Raw genomic sequence first — 18,415 nt, 5'->3', positions numbered from 1 at the left:
TCAAACCGCGTCCGTGTCCTTTACTTCTCCCAGTAACACACCACGCCCTGCTTCGCGCTGCTGTCCGACGCATACGGCACGAAGCCCTTGTCACGGCTGCGCGCGAACACACGGCGCGCTTTCGCCGCCGCATCGCAACCGCCGACGTAATCGAGCGTCGCAATCCAGAACGCGTGTCCGTTCGGCCTGAGCGCCAACGCTTTCCACGCGCTCAGGTCCGCTTCCGCCGCAGCGTCGTACTTCGGCGCATACACCTCCTCATGCGCGACGCCATCGAGCAGCGATGCGAACGCGATGCCGCCCGTCATGCCGTCGCGCGTCGTGCGTCCCGTCGCGTTCTGCATCACGAAGACGAGTGCCGGGTATTTCTCGCGCAGCTTGCGCACGAGATCGAGGCCGCCTTGCGCGCACGCAGCATCGCAAGGACCGTTGCGCGTCGACGTACCGTGTTCGACGATTTCGAGGTTGTCGAGATAGAAGCCGTCCGCGCCCTGCGCGACGAGACGCGGCGCGACGTAATCGACAATGAGCCGCTGGTAATCGGCATTCGAGAGATTCATCCACGTCTCCTGCCGGTAGCCGCGATACGTGCCCGTATGCGCCGCCTTGTTCGCCTCGCATGACACGAAGCCTTCCGGGACGTCGCGCCAGTACGAGCGATATGTCTCGCACGATCCGAGGTTCAGGTAGCTCAGCACGACGTTGCGGCCGTCGTTCTTGAGCGCGGCGACTTCGGCGGGCGTGAAGTTGTCCGCGTCGGGATCGAGATCGACGTCGATGACACGAAAGGTCGACGCCGCGCGTGTCACGCTGCCGAGTGTGGTTGCGTCGCCGTAGTACGACATCCATGGCGACGCGTCGAACGCGCGGGTCTGCACGAGGTCAGTGGGTTGATCCGCAGACTGCGATGGCGGCGCAGCGACGCTTGCACCAGCCAGCGACAACGCCAGCGTCAACGCCGCAACCAGCACGGCACAAAACCGCCGTGCGCCATCAATCGCGCACTTCAACTGTTCGTCCACGCATCGCTCGCAAGGGAAAAAACGAGCGCCAGTGTAACCGCCCCGCGTGAGCGAACCTGAAGCAGCATCGGTCAGATGCCCGCCTGCAGCCGCCGCGCCTCGCGCGCGAACTCGCCCGGCACGACGGGCCGGCCAAACAGATAGCCCTGCTGCCGCTCGCAGCCGATCGAGCGCAGAAACGCCGCCTGCTCGCTCGTTTCGACGCCTTCGGCCGTCACGTTCATCCCGAGCGAGTGCGCCATCGCGACGACGGCATGCGTGATGGCCACGGCATCGCGATGCTCCGGCAAGCCCGCGACGAACGACCGGTCGACCTTCAGGCTATGCAGCGGAAAGCGCTTCAGATACGACAGCGACGAATAGCCGGTGCCGAAATCGTCGACGGAAATGCGCACGCCCATGCGCGCGAGCGTCGTCAGGAGCGGCATGACGGCATCGCTGTCGCTCATCAGCACGCCTTCCGTGATCTCCAGTTCGAGCGCCGACGCTTCCAGCCCCGCGTGCTCCAGACTCAGCGCCACGTGCTCGATCAGCTCGCCGTTGATCTGACGCGGCGACAGGTTGACGGCCATCATCAGATGCGGCGTGATCGTTCTGCGCCATTCGACGGCCTGCAGGCACGCGTTCTCCAGCACCCAGCGGCCGATGTCGATGATGAGCCCGGTGTCTTCGGCGACGGGAATGAATTCGGCGGGCGACACATGGCCCAGCTCGCCGTTATGCCAGCGCAACAGCGCTTCCGCGCCGACGATGCGCCCCGTCGCGCCTTCGACGATGGGTTGATACGCGAGGCTCAGTTCGTCGGCGACGAGCGCGCGCCGCAGCGACTGTTCGATCGCGAAGCGCCGTTGCAAACGCTCGCTCAACTCAGCCGTGAAGAACTGGAAGTTATTGCGGCCGCGCTGCTTCGCGTGGTACATCGCGGAGTCGGCGTTGCGCATCAGCGTTTGCGCGTCACGTCCGTCATCGGGAAAGAGGCTGATGCCAATCGACGCGCCAAGGTAATACTCGTTGCCGCCGACCGCGAACGGCATCGCGATCGTATCGAGCACGCGCTGCGCGAGCGAAGTCAGAAATGCTTCGTCGCCGTAGTCGCCCGTCGCGATCACGAACTCGTCTCCGCCGACGCGCGCGAGCGTGTCCTCGCTGCGCACGCAGGCCGCGAGCCGCGCGGCGACGCTGCATAACAGCGCATCGCCCGCTTCGTGGCCGGCGATGTCGTTGACTTTCTTGAAGCCGTCGAGATCGACGAACAGCACGGCCAGTCGCGTCACGGCAGGTTGAGACGCTTCAGCTTCCTGCCCATCGACGCCCGCATGCGGCGCGAGCAGCGCGCTCATCCGGTCGGCGAGAAACGCCCGGTTGTAGAGCCCTGTCAGCGAATCGCGCGTCGCGAGGTGCTGCAGTTGCGCACGCGCCGAGCGTACCGCGCTGATGTCGTTGAACGAGATGAGCACGGCGTTCGGCTCGGTCTCGCCCGGCCTGACGATGGGCACGACGTTCTCGGTGATCCAGATCGATTCGCCGCACGTCAGTTCGAGCCGCAGCGTCATGCCGACCACGGGTTTGCCCGTGCCCAGCACGCGCTGCGTCGGCTGCTCGCCTGGCTCGACGGGCGAACCGTCTTCCCAGTAGGCAGCGCGAATTACCTTGTCGATATCCTGGCCGATCACTTCGCCCGTCGCGCGCAGCATGTGCCGCGCGCTCGGATTGCAGGCGAGCACGATGCCTTCGCGCGTCTGCACGACGATGCCTTCGTTCAGGTGATCGACGACGAGCCGATGATGCTCCTCGCTTTCCGCGAGCCGCTTGCGCATCAGATCCTGATGAATGGCAAGACCGACGCTCTGGCCGATCTCGCGCAGCAGTGCGTGTTCGTCTTCGTCCGGACGCCGGCGCCTGTCGTAGTAGACGCCGAACGCGCCCAGCACCTGACCCGCGTCGTCCTCGAACGGCACCGACCAGCAGGCGCGCAGCCCGATCGGCAGCGCGAGATGCCGGTAGTCTGCCCACAGCGGATCGCTTTCGATGTCCTCGACGATCACGAGCCGCCGGTCGTGCATCGCCGTGCCGCAGGAACCGGCGCACGGGCCGATCGACATGCCGTTGATGGCCGCGCTGTAATGCGTCGGCAGCGACGGCGACGCGCCGACGCGCACGGTGACGCCATCCGTATCGAGCACGAGGATCGAGCAGCGTGAGCCCTCGCCCAGTAGCGTTTCGGCGCGACGGCACACTTCCGCCAGCAGCTCGGGCAACGGCGTACTGCGCGTGAGCAGGCGCAATACGCTCTGTTCCGACGCCAGCACCTCGGCGGCCAGATCGGACCGGGGGCGAGTGCTTTCGGATGGCTTGTCAGTCGCGATGTCGGCAGTCACTGGACGACTCATGGTTGCACTCCCTTCATGCGACAACGGCAGACGGACGCGCGCCGCGTATCAGGGTTTATACGGAGCGCGTAGCCGTGGACGTGCAACGCTGCTACTTTCCATGCGGATCGAATGGCCGCGCCTCGATCCCGCCGCGCTTCGCGACGATCGCTGTCGATTCCGGTATTTCCTCCCACCAGCCTTCCAGGTCGACGAGCGGCTCCGACAGCACGAGGAACGCGTCTGCGCCGACGGCGGCCAGACGCGGATCATCCGGATACAACTCCATCAGATGACGGATCGACGTGCTGTGGTAGAGCGAGCGCGACTGCCGCTCGCTCGAATAGCGCGCCGACACGATCTGTTCGCCGTCCGTCACGCAGACGGTCATGTTCAGCGGCGCCTCGATGCCGTGCCGCCGCCCCGTCTCCTCGACGAAACCCGCCATGCGCTCCAGCGCGAGCACGGGGTCGATCTCGAGCCCGAACGTGAGCGCGAGAAAGAACATGACTTCGGAGTCCGTCGAGCCTTCGATCGATGCGAACAGGTCCGGGTCGATGCCGAGCATCAGGTCGCGCCGCACTTTAGGATAGTCGCGCACGAGACCGTTGTGCATGAAGAGCCAGCGGCCGTAGCGAAACGGATGGCAGTTGGTTTCCTGCGAAGGGGTATCCGTCGCCGCGCGGATATGCGCGACGAACAGCGACGCGCGCACGGCCCGCGCGGCGTCGCGCAGATTGCGGTCGCTCCACGCGGGGTGCGCGCAGCGGTAGCGGAACGGGATATCGGTTGGATGGCCATACCAGCCGACGCCGAAGCCGTCGCCGTTGGTGGTGGTCTGCCCGAGCCGCGAATGCAGGCTCTGGTCGATCAGCGAATGCTTGGCCCGGAACAGCACGGCTTCGAGCTGAATCGGGTTTCCTGTGTAAGCCAGCCAGCGGCACATGATCGCTCTCCTCGATGAAAAACGCCTACGCCTGCGCCGGTTTCAAACGGGTCACATCCGGGTCACATCCGGTTCAAGTCCGCTTCGCATCCGGTGCTCATTCGTTCAGCCGCCCGCCCGGCCACTGGCGATCGGCGCAAGAAACTCGGACAGCCCCGTCAATATGATCTGCACGCCGATGCACAGCAACAAAAATGCGGACACGCGCAGCGCCACCTTGGTGCCTTCCTTGCCCAGATAGCGGCCGAGCGTGGCGGCGTGGTTATACGTGAACCAGACTGCGAGCATGACGAGAAACGAAATCGTCACGGACGCGATCGACGACATCAGGAACTCCGACAGCTTGTGGCTGCGGTTCGCGTTCAGCGCGATGGCTGTCGCCATCGTGCCGGGGCCCGTGGTGAGCGGCACCGTCAGCGGAAAGAATGCCTTCGACATCGCGTTGTCGGGATCGACGGGCTTGACGGCTGCTTCGTTCGGCTGGCGTTCCGGCGCATTGAGCATGTTCCACGCGCTGACGGCGACGGCCAGGCCGCCGCCGATGCGCAGCGCTTCCATTGAAATGCCGAAGAAATGCAGGATCGGCGTGCCGACAAAGAATACGACCAGCAGCACGAAGAACGCATTGATGGACACGCGCTTGGCGAGCGCGGCGCGCTCCGTGTCGGTCAGCGAATCCGTCCGGTCGAGAAACACGAAGGCGATCGCGATCGGATTGATGATGCTGATCAACCCGGTGAAGCCAAACAGAATCTCCGAAATCAGGCTCGAAATCATCGATGAATTTGCTCTTTGATGGTTTTGATTTTTGCGCCGCGCAACGGAGCATGAGGGCCGACCAGTGTAAATGCAACGAATTCCGCACGCCATGCGAGCGGCACCTTCTTCATGCAATGCAGCACGCCTGCCATGCATGCCGACGCCCACGGGCACTGCGTTTGCGCACGTTCCTTTCAATATACCTGCATATTTTTGGCGACCTTTACCGGAATATGGCAAGAGGCATACAGTCGGTGCGCGGCATCCCAGTCGTTGCTTCAGGAATTGACGTTCATCGAGACCGGCTCATTCTCATTCGAGGAGTTGTCCCATGTCATTTCGTCTGCTCGCCGTGCTGCCGTTCATCGGCATTCTGCTCGGCGTTCCGTTCGTCAACCGCGTCGAGCCGCTCGTGCTCGGCATGCCGTTCGTGCTTGCGTGGATCGTCATGTGGGTGGTGCTCAGTTCCGTCATCATGGCCATCATCTACCGGCTTGATCCTGTGAACCGGCAAGCGCCTTCCGGCGAGGAGGTGCGTTCATGAGCAGCGCCCTCGCAATCATCGTCGCCGTCACGCTGTTCGCACTCTATCTCGGCGTGCGTGCCCGGCATGGGCATGACATGAGCCTCGAGCAATGGACAGTGGGCGGCCGCAGCTTTGGCACCGCGTTTGTGTTCCTGTTGATGGCGGGTGAGATCTACACGACGTTCACCTTCCTTGGCGGCAGCGGCTTTGCATATGGCAAAGGTGCGCCCGTCTACTACATCCTCGCGTATGGGACGCTGGCGTATGTGCTGTCGTACTGGATGCTGCCGCCTGTCTGGCGCTTTGCGAAGACGCATCGCGTGGTGTCGCAGCCGCATTTTTTTACGCGCAAGTACGATAGCGCGTCGCTTGGGGTGCTGGTTGCCATCGTTGACGTTGCCGCGCTGATTCCGTATCTCGTGCTGCAACTCAAGGGGTTGGGCATTATCGTGTCGACGGCTTCGTATGGCGCGATTTCGTCGTCGGCGGCGATCTGGATCGGCGCGGGGGTGGTGACGATTTATGTGATCGTGTCGGGCGTGCGCGGCTCGGCGTGGAATTCGGTCGTCAAGGACATGCTGATACTGGGCATCGTGCTGTTTCTCGGTATCTATCTGCCGATGCATTACTACGGTGGGCTCGGGCAGATGTTCCATGCGATCGATGTAGCGCGGCCTGGTTTTCTCACGTTCCCTGAGAAGGGTTCGAGCGTTACGTGGTTTCAGTCGACTGTGCTGCTTACGGCGCTCGGGTTTTTCATGTGGCCGCATACGTTCGGGTCTGTTTTTACCGCGAAGGATGAACGCATCTTTCGGCGTAATGCGATTGTGTTGCCGCTTTATCAGTTGATCCTGCTGTTTGTGTTTTTCGTCGGGTTTGCTGCGGCGCTGAAGGTGCCGGGGCTCAAGGGCGGCGATATCGATCTTTCGCTGTTCAAGCTGTCGTTGCAGACTTTTGATCCGTGGTTCGTTGGGGTGATTGGTGCAGCAGGCGTGCTGACGGCGCTCGTGCCTGGCTCGATGATTCTCACGACGGCCTCGACGCTGCTCGCCAATGATATTTATCGCGGGCTCGTGCAGAGGAATGCTTCTGATGAGGTTATTGCGAAGCTTGCGCGGGTTTGCGTGCCGGTGGTCGCGGTTGTTGCTGTTCTGTTTACGCTGCATGGCGGCGAGACCATTGTTGCGCTGCTTTTGATGGGGTATAGCTTTGTTACTCAGCTGTTTCCTGCTGTTATTTGCAGTCTCGCGCCGCGGAATCGGGCTACAAGGCAAGGGGCGTTTTGTGGGATTCTCGCTGGGGTCACTGTCGTTGCTGTGACGACTATCTTCAAGTTGAGCGTCGGGCAGTTGATGCCGTTTTTGCCGGATGCACTGAAGGACGTCAATATCGGGTTTGTTGCCCTGGCGGTGAACCTTGTCGTGTTTGTGGTTGTTAGTGCGGTTACACAGCCGCAGGCGCAAGGGGATCAGTCTCGCGTGCAGACGCATTAGGTTTTTTTGTGCTGGTTGCTGGCGGCGCTTTTTGTTGTGGTCTGCATGGTGCGGCGCTGGCATCCGCGTTGTGCCTTCGCGGCGCGGGCGGTTTGGTTTGCTTGGGTTTGCGCTGGCATCCGCGATGCGTTAGCGTGCTTCATGCGTCGCCCCTGTGCGGGGCGACGCGTGAAGCTAGATAATAAATCGCGGATGCCAGCGCAAAAACCAAAACACCGAACGGCGACGCGTGAAGTCCGAAGGCACACCGCGAATGCGAGCAAAAACCGCAAGTAGAAACCCACCCGCCCCGCGCCGCGATAAAGCCCCATTCACTTCGAATACAAAGTCGAATCCGCAAAATGCTCTGCGTCGAGCACCCGCCCAACCAGTATCAACGCGGTACGCTCAATATCCGCCGCTTGCACCTTCTCAACAATATCAGCAAGCGTACCAACAACCTTCTCCTCATCGGGCCAACTAGCCCGATAAACCACCGCGACGGGACAGTCGCCACCATAGTGAGGCATCAGCTCATCGACAATAGAAGCAAGATGCCTAACCCCAAGATGAATCGCCATCGAAGCACGATGCCGCGCCAGATCCGCAAGCTGCTCGCCGTCAGGCATCGACGTCTTCCTTGCATATCGCGTGAGAATCAACGTCTGCGACACATCAGGCAACGTCAACTCGACCCCAAGCGCGGCCGCGCAGGCCGCCGTAGCCGTCACACCCGGCACGATCTCATACGGAATCTCAAGCGCCCGCAAGCGGCGAATCTGCTCCCCAATCGCGCCATACAACGACGGGTCACCCGAATGCACACGCGCGACGTCCTGCCCCTTCGCATGCGCGTCGGCAAGCAGACCAACGATCGCATCCAGATCGAGCTCCGCCGTATTCACCACCGTTTCAGCAACATTGCCGCTCAACACGGCTTCGGGCACAAGCGAACCGGCATACAGAATCACCGGACACGTACGCACCAGGCGCTGCCCCTTCACCGTGATCAGTTCAGGATCACCCGGTCCAGCACCGATAAAAAACACCGTCATTTCACAGCACTCCAATCTTCTTCGTTCAATGCGCGCAGCAGTTGCGCCGGGCTGTCGAACTCGCAATCGACCTCAGGCAGCGAAGGACGCCGCATCATCACCACGGGCACCTTCAGTTCGCGCGCGACCTCGAGCTTCGGCTGCGTCGCCGCTCCGCCGCTGTTCTTCGTCACCAGCACATCGACGTGATTCAGCGCAAACAGCGCCCGCTCGCCGTCGATATCGAACGGGCCGCGCGCGTCGATGATGCGTGCACGCTCGTTGCCCCGATGCGCGTCGAGACAGCGCACGATCCAGTATTGATGCGCAGGTATCTCGTCGAGATGCGAAAGCGGTTCGCGGCCCGACGTGAACAGCACGCGACGAAACGGACGGATCGCATCGACCAACGCATCCCAATCGTCGACCCTACGCCAGTCGTCGCCCGCTTGCGGCGTCCAGCCCGCGCGGCGTAGCGCCCAGCACGGCACCTTGGCCTCGCGGCACGCCGCGGCCGCGTTCGCGCTCATTTGCGCGGCATACGGATGCGTCGCGTCGATCACGAGCGCAATGCCTTCGCTTTCGATAAAACGCGCAAGCCCGTCGCTGCCGCCAAACCCGCCGACGCGCACGCCACACGCCAGCCCTTCCGGCACGCGTCCGAGCCCCGCCAGGCTATAGACATGCTGCGTCCCAAGTTGCCGCGCGATCTGCAATGCGTCGCCCGTGCCGCCGAGCAATAACACGCGCTTCATCGCGCCACTCCAATGATGTTGCCCTGCCGGTCGATCGCGAACATCTCGACTTCGACCGACGCAGGCACGATCTCGCGCGCCACGTCGCGCGCGCGTGCGCAGACGATATCGCCGAGCGGCACGCCTTTGTTCCGCGCCATCGCGAGCGCTTCCTGGCTCGTGTTCGCGCCGACGATAGCGGCCTGCAACGCGGCGTCGCTTGCGGCATGTTGCGCCGACCACGCGGCAAGCTGCGGCAAGTCGATGCTCGAATGGCGGCTGTGCAGATCGAGATGCCCCGCCGCGAGCTTGCTCAGCTTGCCGAAGCCGCCGCACATGCTGAGCTTGTCGACGGGCGCGCGCTTCAGATGCTTGAGCACCGCGCCCGCGAAGTCGCCCATCTCGATCAGCGCGATATCGGGCAACTGGTAGTAAGCGCGCATCGCGTCTTCGCTCGCATTGCCCGTACATGCGGCGATATGCCGATAGCCGTTCGCGCGTGCCACGTCGATGCCCTGACGGATCGACGCGATATACGCCGAGCACGAGAACGGGCGCACGATGCCCGTCGTGCCGAGTATCGACAGACCGCCGACAATGCCCAGGCGCGGGTTCATCGTCTTCTGCGCCAGCGCCTCGCCATTCTCGACACCGACCGTCACTTCGAAGCCGCCCTCATAACCATGCTCGGCGGCCAGATCGGTCAGATGCGCGGTCATCATCTGACGCGGCACGGGATTGATGGCCGGCTCGCCGACTCGCAGCGTGAGGCCCGCGCGCGTCACCGTGCCGACGCCCGGCCCCGCATGAAAACGCACGCCGGGTTCATCGGCGAGACGCACGCGCGCGAACACCACGGCGCCGTGCGTGACGTCGGGGTCGTCGCCCGCGTCCTTGACCGTGCCCGCTTCGGCGCCGTCCCGGCCGCCGTCGATCAGGCGGCAGAACACGAGTTGCATCGGCACATGCTGGCCTTTCGGCAGCACGATTTCCGCGACATCGCTCGCGACGCCCGACAGCAGCAGACGCGCCGCCGCCAGCGACGTCGCCGTCGCGCAGCTTCCCGTCGTGTAGCCGCTGCGCAGTGGCGCGGGTTGTTCGGGCGTCTCGTCACGCATCACGGTTTGGGGGTGTCGAGCAGTGTGATCGGCAACGCGGAGCGCCACGTCTCGAAGCCACCAAGTGCCTGTGCTTCGGCAAGCGCGATGCGCGTCAGCGTGCCGCCGAACTGCGCCCGCCACGCGACGAGCGCCGCCTCGCCTTCGAGCGTGACGGCGTTCGCAATCAGCCGCCCGCCTTGTTTCAACGCGCGCCAGCAGGCGTCGAGCACACCATGCGCGGTCACGCCGCCGCCGATGAAAATCGCGTCGGGCGCGGGCAAGCCTTGCAATGCATCGGGCGCCTTGCCTGCGATCAGTTGCAGTCCCGGCACGCCGAGCGCGTCGCGATTGTGTTCGATGAAACGCTGACGCTCGCCGTTCGCTTCGATCGCTATCGCGCGGCAACTGGCGTGCGCGCGCATCCATTCGATGCCGATCGAGCCACAGCCCGCGCCGACGTCCCACAGCAGTTCGCCGGGCGCGGGCGCGAGGCGGCCGAGCGTCAGCGCGCGCACGTCGCGCTTTGTCAGCTGGCCGTCGTGGCGATAGGCGTCATCGGGCAGTCCCGGGGTTAAGGCAAGCCGTGGCGCATCGGACGACGCATCGTGTCGGCAATCGAGCGCGAGCACGTTCAGCTGCGCCGTCTCACCGATCGACCAGTCGTGCGCGCGAGCGTCGATCAGGCGTTCGGACGCGCTGCCCAGATGCTCCATCACGATCATGCGCGTCGCGCCGAAGCCGCGTTCGCACAACCACGCGGCCACGGCGGCAGGCGTCGCGCCGTCCGCGCTCAGCACGAACACGCGTGCGCCGTCATGCAGATGCCTCTGCAACGCCGCAAGCGGCCGCCCGACCAGCGACACCGTCGCCACATCCTGCAACGCCCACCCGAGACGCGCCGCCGCAAGCGACACCGACGACGGCGCCGGCAGCACGCGCAATTCATCGGCGGGAACGTGGCGCGCGAGCGTCGCGCCGACGCCGTAGAACATTGGATCGCCGCTCGCCAGCACGCACACGGGCGTGTCGCGCCGCGCGAGCACGGGCGCGATGTCGAACGGATGCGGCCACGGCTCGCGCGCGGCGTTCAGGCACACGGGCAGCATCGCCAGATGCCGCTCGCCGCCATAGATCACCGACGCGTCGATCAGCGCGCGCCGCGCCGTTTTCCCCAGGCCGGCAAAACCGTCATCGCCCATTCCCACCACGGTCAGCCACGCCGACATGCGTCCGTCCTCATCTGCTTGCTGTACTGAAAACGCTGCTGCGGGCCGTGTTTCAAGGCTGCGGCATCGTTGTGCTGTTCGAAAAAAGGCATAATACCCGTTCGCCGGTGCCTTTCGGGGCCTAAGAGGGAACACACATCACTGCGATGACCGTGACTGCCCCCGCAACTGTATGCAGCGAGTCCACGCCAATTTGCGCCACTGGTGATACCGGGAAGGCCCGGCGTGTGCAGCGACCTGTGAGTCAGAAGACCTGCCGGCCAACAGTTCGTGCAAGCCAACATCGGGCGGGGTGTACCGATGCCGAGCCGCTCTCCTTCGAGACGCCCGGGCCGTCGCGCGACGCTAACCCGGTGATGTCTTGAGCCACGCTTTCCATTCGTCCGACGCTTCCGCCTTGCGCCCCTCGGCTTGTCCGGGGCTGTTGCGCATCGTGCCCGCGCTCGACGGCGGCATCTGCCGCGTGAAGCTGGCGGGCGGTGAATTGAGCGCCATGCAGGCGCTCGCCATCGCCGGGGCAATCGACGAACACGCGTCGGGTATCGTCGACATCACGAATCGCGCAAACCTGCAATTGCGCGGCGTGAAGCGCGGTCATGAAGACGTACTCATTGCGGCGCTGCTCGACGCCGGTCTCGGCCCGCAGAACACTGAGCACGCATTCGCCGACGACGTGCGCAACTTGATGACGAGCCCGATTGCGGGCCGCGATGCGAACGCCTTATTCGACACAACCCCGCTCGCTGGCGATCTACTCACGCTGCTGCAAAGCGACACGCGTTTCGCCGCGCTGTCGCCGAAATTCTCGGTGATGCTCGATGGCGGCGAGCGTCTGATGATGCTCGACCATCCGCACGACATCTGGTTTTCAGCGATGCCGCATCCCGAGCGTTCAGACGCGTTGTTCGCGTTCGGCCTGGCTGGCTGTCCGCCCGTTGCTGCGGAACATGAGGGCGCATTAGCTGCCGTGACGGCTTCGGATCTTGCAACGTTCACGCGAGCGCTCGTGCACACGTTCCTCGATCTCGCCGCGCCGGACGATACCCGCATGCGTGATCTGCTCGCCGCGCATTCCATCGAAAGCATCATCGAGCACGCCGAACGCAAGAGCGGTGTGCGCCTGCTGCGCGACGCGTCGCTCGAACACTGGCGCCGCGAACCGGCTGATGCATCGCGAAGGCTCGGCGCACATCGACAGAACGACGGACAACGCTGGCATGTCGGCACACAGCCCGCGTTGGGTCGTATAAACAGCGCGACATTGCGCGGCCTCGCCGAACTCGCACGCGCCAATGAGCGCGCGACGTTGCGCATGACACCGTGGCAAAGCGTGCTGCTTACCGACATCGACACAGCGAACCTCGACGGAACGTTACGAAAGCTCGAAGCACTCGGCCTCGCCACCACTTCGGAAAATGCGCTAACCCGCGTGATCGCATGCACCGGCTCCACAGGCTGCGCGAAGAGCCACGCGGACACCAAAGCCGACGCGCTAAAACTCGCTGCACACGTGCCCGAACATACGCAAGCGCATCTCAGCGGCTGCCCGCGTTCATGCGCGGCTGCGCACCGCGCGCCCTATACGCTGCTCGCAGTGGCCGACGGCCATTACGACCTGTACCACACACACGACCCGCGCGAACTCAACGGCTTTGGCCGATGCATCGCGCGCGGTCTGACGATCGACGAAGCCGCTGACGTGCTGCAAGCGTCCGCCCTTCCCCCAACTGATGAGCCATTCGATGCTTGACTACATCCGCGACGGACAGGAAATTTATCGCCAGTCGTTCGCGACGATACGCGCGGAAGCCGACCTCTCGCGCATTCCCGCTGACCTCGAAAAGCTCGCCGTGCGCGTGATCCACGCGTGCGGGATGGTCGATATCGTCGGTGATCTGCGCTTTTCGGACGGCGCGGGCCGCGCGGGGCGCCAGGCGCTCGCCAACGGCGCGCCGATCCTCTGCGACGCACGCATGGTCGCCGAAGGCATCACGCGCGTGCGGCTGCCCGCGCACAACGAGGTGATCTGCACGCTGGCCGATCCATCCGTGCCCGCGCTCGCGCGCGAGATGAACAACACCCGCTCGGCGGCGGCGCTCGAACTGTGGCGGCCACATCTGCAAGGCAGCGTCGTCGTGATCGGCAACGCGCCGACTTCGCTCTTTCATCTGCTCGACATGCTCGATAGCGGCGCGCCGCGCCCCGCGCTGATTCTCGGCTTCCCGGTCGGCTTCATCGGCGCGGCGGAGTCGAAGGCGATGCTCGCCGCCGATAGCCGCGGCGTGCCCTTCGTCGCCGTGCAAGGCCGGCGCGGCGGCAGCGCAATGGCGGCGGCCGCTGTGAACGCGCTCGCATCGGAGGACGAATAATGGCCGATCAGGCGAACAGCACGCGCGGGCGTCTCTATGGTCTCGGCGTCGGCCCCGGCGACCCGGAACTGATCACGGTAAAGGCGCTGCGGCTGCTGAAGTCGGCACACGTGGTCGCGTATTTCGTCGCGAAGGGCAAGAAAGGCAACGCGTTTTCGATCATCGAGTCGCATCTGTCGAGCGAGCAGGAACAGCTGCCGCTCGTCTATCCCGTGACGACGGAAGCGCTCGAACCGCCGTTCTCCTACGAAGCGATCATCGCCGACTTCTACGACACGGCCGCCGAAGTGGTCGCGAAACATCTCGACGCGGGGCGCGACGTGGCCGTGATCTGCGAAGGCGATCCGTTCTTCTACGGCTCGTACATGTACCTGCACGACCGGCTCGCCAACCGCCTCGCGCCGCGCTTCGAAGGCGAAGTGGTGCCCGGCGTGTGCTCGATGCTCGGCGGCGTCGCCGTGCTCGGCCAGCCACTCGTGTATCGCAACCAGACACTGTCGGTGCTCTCAGGCGTGTTGCCCGAAGACGAGCTCAAGCGCCGTCTCGCCGCCGCCGATGCCGCCGTCGTGATGAAGCTCGGCCGCAATTTCGACAAGGTGCGCCGCGTGCTCGACGAACTCGGGCTCGCGGAGCGCGCGCTGTACGTCGAACGCGCGACGATGGCGAACCAGCGCATCGTGCCGCTTGCCGAAGTCGATCCGATGGCGTCGCCGTACTTCTCGCTGCTCGTCGTGCCGGGGGAAAAATGGCAAGGCTGACGGCACCGCCCGCCATCGTGATACTGGGCGTCGGCGCGCTGGAAACGGCGCGGCGCGTGCAATCCCTCTACGACGGCGCGCAGGTGCATGGCCTGCAAGGCCGCGTCGCCGACGCCGACATCGCCTACACGGAACTCAGCGCGCATCTGCGCGAACTGTACGCGAGCGGCACGCCGATCATCGCGTTGTGCGCGGCGGGCATCGTGATCCGCTGCGTCGCGCCGCTGCTCGCGGACAAGGGCGTCGAGCCGCCCGTGCTGGCCGTCGCCGAGGACGGCAGCGCAGTCGTGCCGCTGCTCGGCGGGCTGTCGGGCGTCAACGTGATGGCGCGCGAAATCGCCGCTGCACTCGACGTGCCGCCCGCAATCACGACGAGCGGCGAACTGCGCTTCGGCGCGTGCGTGCTGAATCCGCCCGACGGCTATACGCTCGCCAGCATCGACCAGGGCAAGCGCTTCGTGTCCGATCTGCTCGCGGGCGAAGCGACGCGCATCGAAGGCGACGCGCCGTGGCTCGACAGCGTGCAACTGCCGCGCGCCGACGACGCCCGACGCGCGATCCGCGTCACGCCGCTGGCGTGGAACGGCGAAACGGACGAACTGGTGATTCATCCGCGCAGTGTCGTCGTCGCCGTCCGTGCAATGGGATCGGGCGACGGCTCGTTGCATCAACGGATACTCGAAGCGGCGCAGACGCATGGGCTGGCGACGCAATCGCTGGCGGTGCTGCTCGCGCCCGCCTCGCTGACGGGCGATCCCGCGCTTCAGCAGGCTGCGGATGCGCTGCAGGTCGCATTGCGCTTCGCCGTCGGTAGCGGTGAAGACAACGACGCGGCCCAGATGCTCAGCCAAACCCTACACGTGCCCCACAAAGCGCTCGATGCAAACGCCGACGCGCCCGTCGCCTTCGCCGTCGCGCACGCGCCACTCGATCCCGCGACAGTCGGCCGCGCGCGCGGCAAGCTGAGCGTGATCGGCCTCGGACCCGGCGATGCGTCGTTGATGGTGCCCGCCGCGCGCACGGCGCTGACGCAGGCCACCGATATCCTCGGCTACGAAACCTACGTGAAGATGGCAGGCCCGTTCCGCGCGGACCAGCGCGTGCACGGCACCGACAATCGCGAGGAAATGCAGCGCGCCCGCCACGCATTCGAACTGGCAAGCACGGGACGGCACGTGGCGATGGTGTCGTCGGGCGACCCCGGCGTGTTCGCGATGGCGGCTGCCGTGCTCGAAGCGCTCGACGAAGTGCGCGACGACGGGCAATACGCGGCATGGGCGGGTGTCGAACTGGAAATCGTGCCGGGCGTATCCGCCGCGCTGGCGACAGCCGCCCAGGCGGGCGCGCCGCTCGGCCACGATTTCTGCATGCTGTCGCTGTCGGACAATCTGAAACCGTGGTCGATCATCGAAACGCGGCTGCGGCACGCGGCCGAAGCCGATCTGGTGATGGCGTTCTACAACCCGATTTCGCGCGCCCGTCCGTGGCAACTCGACAAGGCGCTCGATATCGTGCGCGAATGTCGCGCGCCCGCGACAACCGTCGTGCTCGGCCGCGATATTGGCCGTCCCGGCGCGACTTTGAAAACGACGACGCTCGCCAAACTGAAATCCGCCGATGTCGATATGCGAACGATGGTAATAATCGGCTCCTCGACGACCCGCGCGTTCCGCCCCGCCGGGCGTGGCCGGGAATGGGTTTATACGCCGCGCTGGTACAAATAGGCGGCGATTTAAACGTGTGCATTGAGTTACGCGCACCATTTACTGATATTGAATAAACCGGGCGCAACGTGTATTAACGCCGCGTAAGAAAATTAACTAAAGTTTTTTCAAGGCGCGACGTATACAACAGTTATGTCCGGTCACCGCTTTATCACCCATCATGCAAACCAGTGAAGACGCCGTCGACACAGACGCGAGCGCCCCTGTCACCGCTGCGCGTCAGCTTTCGCCCGATGCCGTGCCCGTCGGCATGCCGCTCGAATTTCCGATTATCGACAGCGATGGCGCGCTGCTGTTCGATCGCGGCGCGATCGTAATCGGCGCGGACGAGCACCGCTTCCTGTTCCAGCATTTCAAGCCGCAGCGCGGCGATCTGGACACCGCGAACGACGACGGCACGCCCGCCGCGCAGTCGGCAGCCAAGCCAGGCGACGCCGAAGCGCTCGCGCTAAAAGACATGCATCTGACGATCGGCGCGCTGATCGGCGTGCGCTCGCAGGTCGGCATGGGCGCGCCGATGCATCCGTCGCGCATCATCGGCTTTGCGCCCAACGAGTCGCTGTTCGTCACGCCGCCGCTCGTCGACGGCAAGCCGATGGCGCTTTCCGTCGGCGAGAACGTCGAGATCGTCGCGATTGCGAGCCAGGCGGTGTTCCGCTTCGTCTGCACCGTCGATTCCGTCTGCCAGGTGCCGTTCCACTATCTCGTACTGTCCAAGCCGGGCGTGGTCCGCCGGCTGCGCGAGCGCAAGTCGGTGCGCGTGCGCGCGAGCCTGCCGCTGCGCTTCAGCGTCGAAGCGCAAGGCTCGGGCTATGAAAGCCTCGGCCTCGTGCAGAGCGTGAGCGCGATGGGCATGTCGTTTTCCGCTCCGTGGACGGTCGGTGACGTGGGTAAGCGCATCCGCGTCGCATTCACGCTGCGCTCGAAGGATATGGAGACGCCGATCGAAACCACGGCAACCATCCGCAACGTGCAGCCCGGCTCGAAAGCCGGCGATCCCGCCACGCACGGCATCGAGTTCGACCAGATCAACCAGGTCGAGCAGATGGCGCTGAAAGTCTATGTGTTCGACCGGATCGACGATGTGATCTTCTGGACGAGCGGACCGAAGTAACGCTTGCCGTTGCACTCGCGCATAAAAAAACGGCCTGGTCATTTGCGTGACCGGGCCGTTTGGCTTGTGGGCCGCCTCGACGTCGGCGGCCCGCGTGAGCGCTATTACTGCGTTGGTGCTTTTTGCAGCGATTGCGGCATCTGCCACTGTTGTCGCTGCGGCGGCTGTTGAAGCTGCTGCAACTGGAGCTGTTGCGATTGCGACTGCTGTAGCGATTGCTGCTGTTGCTCCTGTTTCATCTGCTGCGGCCGTGGTGACTGCGGCGCGGCGGGCGCAGCCGGCACTGCCGAAACAGACTGCCCGCTCACGCGAATCTCGACGCGGCGATTCGGCGCCAGACAAGCGATCACAGCAGCGGATTTCCGTCCCGGGCAGGTCGCGATCGGTGCAGTCGATCCCGCGCCGCGCACGTCGAAGCGCGCGGGGTTCAGCCCGCGTTCCTTAAGCGCGTCCGCTACAGCCTGCGCACGACGCCGCGACAGGTCGCGGTTGCGCGCGGCCGAGCCGAAGCGGTCCGTGTAGCCGATCACCGTGACGACGTCGATCGATTGCGCGCGCTTCAGATCCGTTGCGAGCGCATCGACGGCGGTAATGCCGTCCGGCTTGAGCTTCGCGCTGTCGAAATCGAACAGCGCGTCGGCCGACAAGGAGATCGGCCTGGCGGATTCGACGACAGGCGGCGGTGGCGGCGGCGGTGGCGCACAGTGATCGAGCTCCTGATTCACCTGCACGCTCAGCTTCTGCGCGCGCTCGATCGCTTCCCAGCCGTGCACCCAGCGCGTGCCATGCGTTTCGTCCTGCTCCTTCCAGACTTCGTCGGTGAGGGCAAGCAAGCGGCCCGCCGACTCGCCCTTGCACGTCGATGCCGAGGCCCGCGCGTTGGTTGCTTCGATGGCGCGGATTGCCTGCACCCACTTGTCGCGCGTGGGCCAGTTCTTTGCCGTGTACAGCGGCTCCCACGGCACGCTCTGGTCGATCAGGTAGCGCGCGTTACCCAATGCCCGTTGCGCGGCATTGTTATAAACGCGCGAAACGAGCACTTGACTGTCCTGACGCTCAGCGATTTCGAGGAAGCCTTCCGCCACGCCGCGACGATAGGGGTCCGCGATCTTCTGCGCGGCAGGCATGAGCGCCTCGGCCTGGCTCTTGATGCTGGCCGGGAAAGCAAACGCGGCAGGCGCGGCGAATGCCGCTGCAAGCGCAACGGCGAGCGTCGCAGCAAACGTGAAGCGCGCGGTCCCGCGTAATGTTGGTTTTGTCAT

18 protein-coding genes and 1 riboswitch are annotated in these 18,415 nt (G+C 64.6%); of the genes, 7 read left to right on the top strand and 11 right to left on the bottom strand.

The window, feature by feature from the left end:
- Positions 1 to 20 precede the first annotated feature (20 nt).
- The 5 genes from H1204_RS20345 to H1204_RS20325 form a co-directional block, all read right to left on the bottom strand.
- Complete coding sequence (locus H1204_RS20345; RefSeq protein WP_180732452.1) at positions 21 to 1,022, bottom strand: endo alpha-1,4 polygalactosaminidase; 1,002 nt, start codon at positions 1,020 to 1,022, stop codon at positions 21 to 23.
- A 71-nt stretch (positions 1,023 to 1,093) separates the two neighbouring features.
- A complete protein-coding gene (locus H1204_RS20340; RefSeq protein ID WP_180732451.1) occupies positions 1,094 to 3,412 on the bottom strand; it encodes an EAL domain-containing protein in 2,319 nt (772 codons plus the stop codon).
- A 91-nt stretch (positions 3,413 to 3,503) separates the two neighbouring features.
- A complete protein-coding gene (locus tag H1204_RS20335; RefSeq protein WP_180732450.1) occupies positions 3,504 to 4,337 on the bottom strand; it encodes a class II glutamine amidotransferase in 834 nt (277 codons plus the stop codon).
- 105 nt (positions 4,338 to 4,442) lie between these two features.
- A complete protein-coding gene (locus H1204_RS20330) occupies positions 4,443 to 5,114 on the bottom strand; it encodes a MarC family protein (RefSeq protein ID WP_180732449.1) in 672 nt (223 codons plus the stop codon).
- A complete protein-coding gene (locus H1204_RS20325) occupies positions 5,111 to 5,248 on the bottom strand; it encodes a hypothetical protein (protein ID WP_180732448.1) in 138 nt (45 codons plus the stop codon). The genes H1204_RS20330 and H1204_RS20325 overlap by 4 nt, the downstream gene beginning before the upstream one ends.
- Positions 5,249 to 5,427: 179 nt before the next feature.
- Here H1204_RS20325 and H1204_RS20320 point away from each other — a divergent pair, with 179 nt between their 5' ends.
- Together H1204_RS20320 and H1204_RS20315 are read left to right on the top strand one after the other, a co-directional pair.
- Positions 5,428 to 5,640: a DUF3311 domain-containing protein gene (locus tag H1204_RS20320; protein ID WP_180732447.1), complete on the top strand. Its 213-nt coding sequence runs from the start codon at positions 5,428 to 5,430 to the stop codon at positions 5,638 to 5,640.
- Complete coding sequence (locus tag H1204_RS20315) at positions 5,637 to 7,115, top strand: sodium:solute symporter family protein (RefSeq protein ID WP_180732446.1); 1,479 nt, start codon at positions 5,637 to 5,639, stop codon at positions 7,113 to 7,115. The genes H1204_RS20320 and H1204_RS20315 overlap by 4 nt, the downstream gene beginning before the upstream one ends.
- Here the strand turns inward: H1204_RS20315 and H1204_RS20310 are convergent.
- The 5 genes from H1204_RS20310 to cbiE form a co-directional block, all read right to left on the bottom strand.
- On the bottom strand, positions 7,112 to 7,258 hold the full coding sequence (locus H1204_RS20310) for a hypothetical protein (protein ID WP_180732445.1): 147 nt from the start codon (positions 7,256 to 7,258) through the stop codon (positions 7,112 to 7,114). The two genes, H1204_RS20315 and H1204_RS20310, sit on opposite strands and share 4 nt — an antisense overlap.
- A 168-nt stretch (positions 7,259 to 7,426) precedes the next feature.
- On the bottom strand, positions 7,427 to 8,149 hold the full coding sequence (gene cobM, locus H1204_RS20305; RefSeq protein ID WP_180732444.1) for a precorrin-4 C(11)-methyltransferase: 723 nt from the start codon (positions 8,147 to 8,149) through the stop codon (positions 7,427 to 7,429).
- Positions 8,146 to 8,883 carry a cobalt-precorrin-6A reductase gene (locus H1204_RS20300; RefSeq protein WP_180732443.1) on the bottom strand — a complete coding sequence of 246 codons (738 nt, stop codon included), beginning with the start codon at positions 8,881 to 8,883 and terminating at the stop codon, positions 8,146 to 8,148. Before H1204_RS20300 ends, cobM begins: the two co-directional genes overlap by 4 nt.
- Positions 8,880 to 9,980, bottom strand: a complete 1,101-nt coding sequence (locus H1204_RS20295; protein WP_180732442.1) for a cobalt-precorrin-5B (C(1))-methyltransferase — start codon at positions 9,978 to 9,980, stop codon at positions 8,880 to 8,882. The genes H1204_RS20300 and H1204_RS20295 overlap by 4 nt, the downstream gene beginning before the upstream one ends.
- Positions 9,980 to 11,188, bottom strand: coding sequence for a precorrin-6y C5,15-methyltransferase (decarboxylating) subunit CbiE (gene cbiE, locus H1204_RS20290; RefSeq protein WP_180732441.1), 1,209 nt, complete (start codon positions 11,186 to 11,188; stop codon positions 9,980 to 9,982). The genes H1204_RS20295 and cbiE overlap by 1 nt, the downstream gene beginning before the upstream one ends.
- A gap of 88 nt (positions 11,189 to 11,276) precedes the next feature.
- Positions 11,277 to 11,464, top strand: a riboswitch (cobalamin riboswitch).
- Positions 11,465 to 11,549: 85 nt separating this feature from the next.
- Here cbiE and cobG point away from each other — a divergent pair.
- The 5 genes from cobG (at position 11,550) to H1204_RS20265 (ending at position 17,153) form a co-directional block, all read left to right on the top strand.
- Entirely contained in the window at positions 11,550 to 12,938 is a 1,389-nt protein-coding gene (gene cobG / locus H1204_RS20285; protein WP_243468737.1) for a precorrin-3B synthase, read from the top strand.
- Complete coding sequence (locus H1204_RS20280) at positions 12,931 to 13,557, top strand: precorrin-8X methylmutase (protein ID WP_180732440.1); 627 nt, start codon at positions 12,931 to 12,933, stop codon at positions 13,555 to 13,557. The genes cobG and H1204_RS20280 overlap by 8 nt, the downstream gene beginning before the upstream one ends.
- The gene (locus H1204_RS20275) at positions 13,557 to 14,315 is read left to right on the top strand and encodes a precorrin-2 C(20)-methyltransferase (RefSeq protein ID WP_180732439.1); all 759 of its coding nucleotides are present in this window, start codon (positions 13,557 to 13,559) and stop codon (positions 14,313 to 14,315) included. The genes H1204_RS20280 and H1204_RS20275 overlap by 1 nt, the downstream gene beginning before the upstream one ends.
- Positions 14,303 to 16,039, top strand: coding sequence for a precorrin-3B C(17)-methyltransferase (gene cobJ / locus H1204_RS20270; protein WP_180732438.1), 1,737 nt, complete (start codon positions 14,303 to 14,305; stop codon positions 16,037 to 16,039). Before H1204_RS20275 ends, cobJ begins: the two co-directional genes overlap by 13 nt.
- Before the next feature lie 160 nt (positions 16,040 to 16,199).
- A complete protein-coding gene (locus H1204_RS20265) occupies positions 16,200 to 17,153 on the top strand; it encodes a flagellar brake protein (protein WP_180732437.1) in 954 nt (317 codons plus the stop codon).
- A gap of 104 nt (positions 17,154 to 17,257) precedes the next feature.
- On the opposite strand, the gene H1204_RS20260 is transcribed toward H1204_RS20265, so the two are convergent.
- Positions 17,258 to 18,415: an OmpA family protein gene (locus H1204_RS20260; protein ID WP_180732436.1), complete on the bottom strand. Its 1,158-nt coding sequence runs from the start codon at positions 18,413 to 18,415 to the stop codon at positions 17,258 to 17,260.

The sequence above is a fragment of the Paraburkholderia sp. PGU19 genome (assembly GCF_013426915.1).
Taxonomy (GTDB): Bacteria; Pseudomonadota; Gammaproteobacteria; order Burkholderiales; family Burkholderiaceae; genus Paraburkholderia.
The sequence above is the reverse complement of the archived record's forward strand: the minus strand, read 5'-3'. Positions and strand labels throughout refer to the sequence as shown.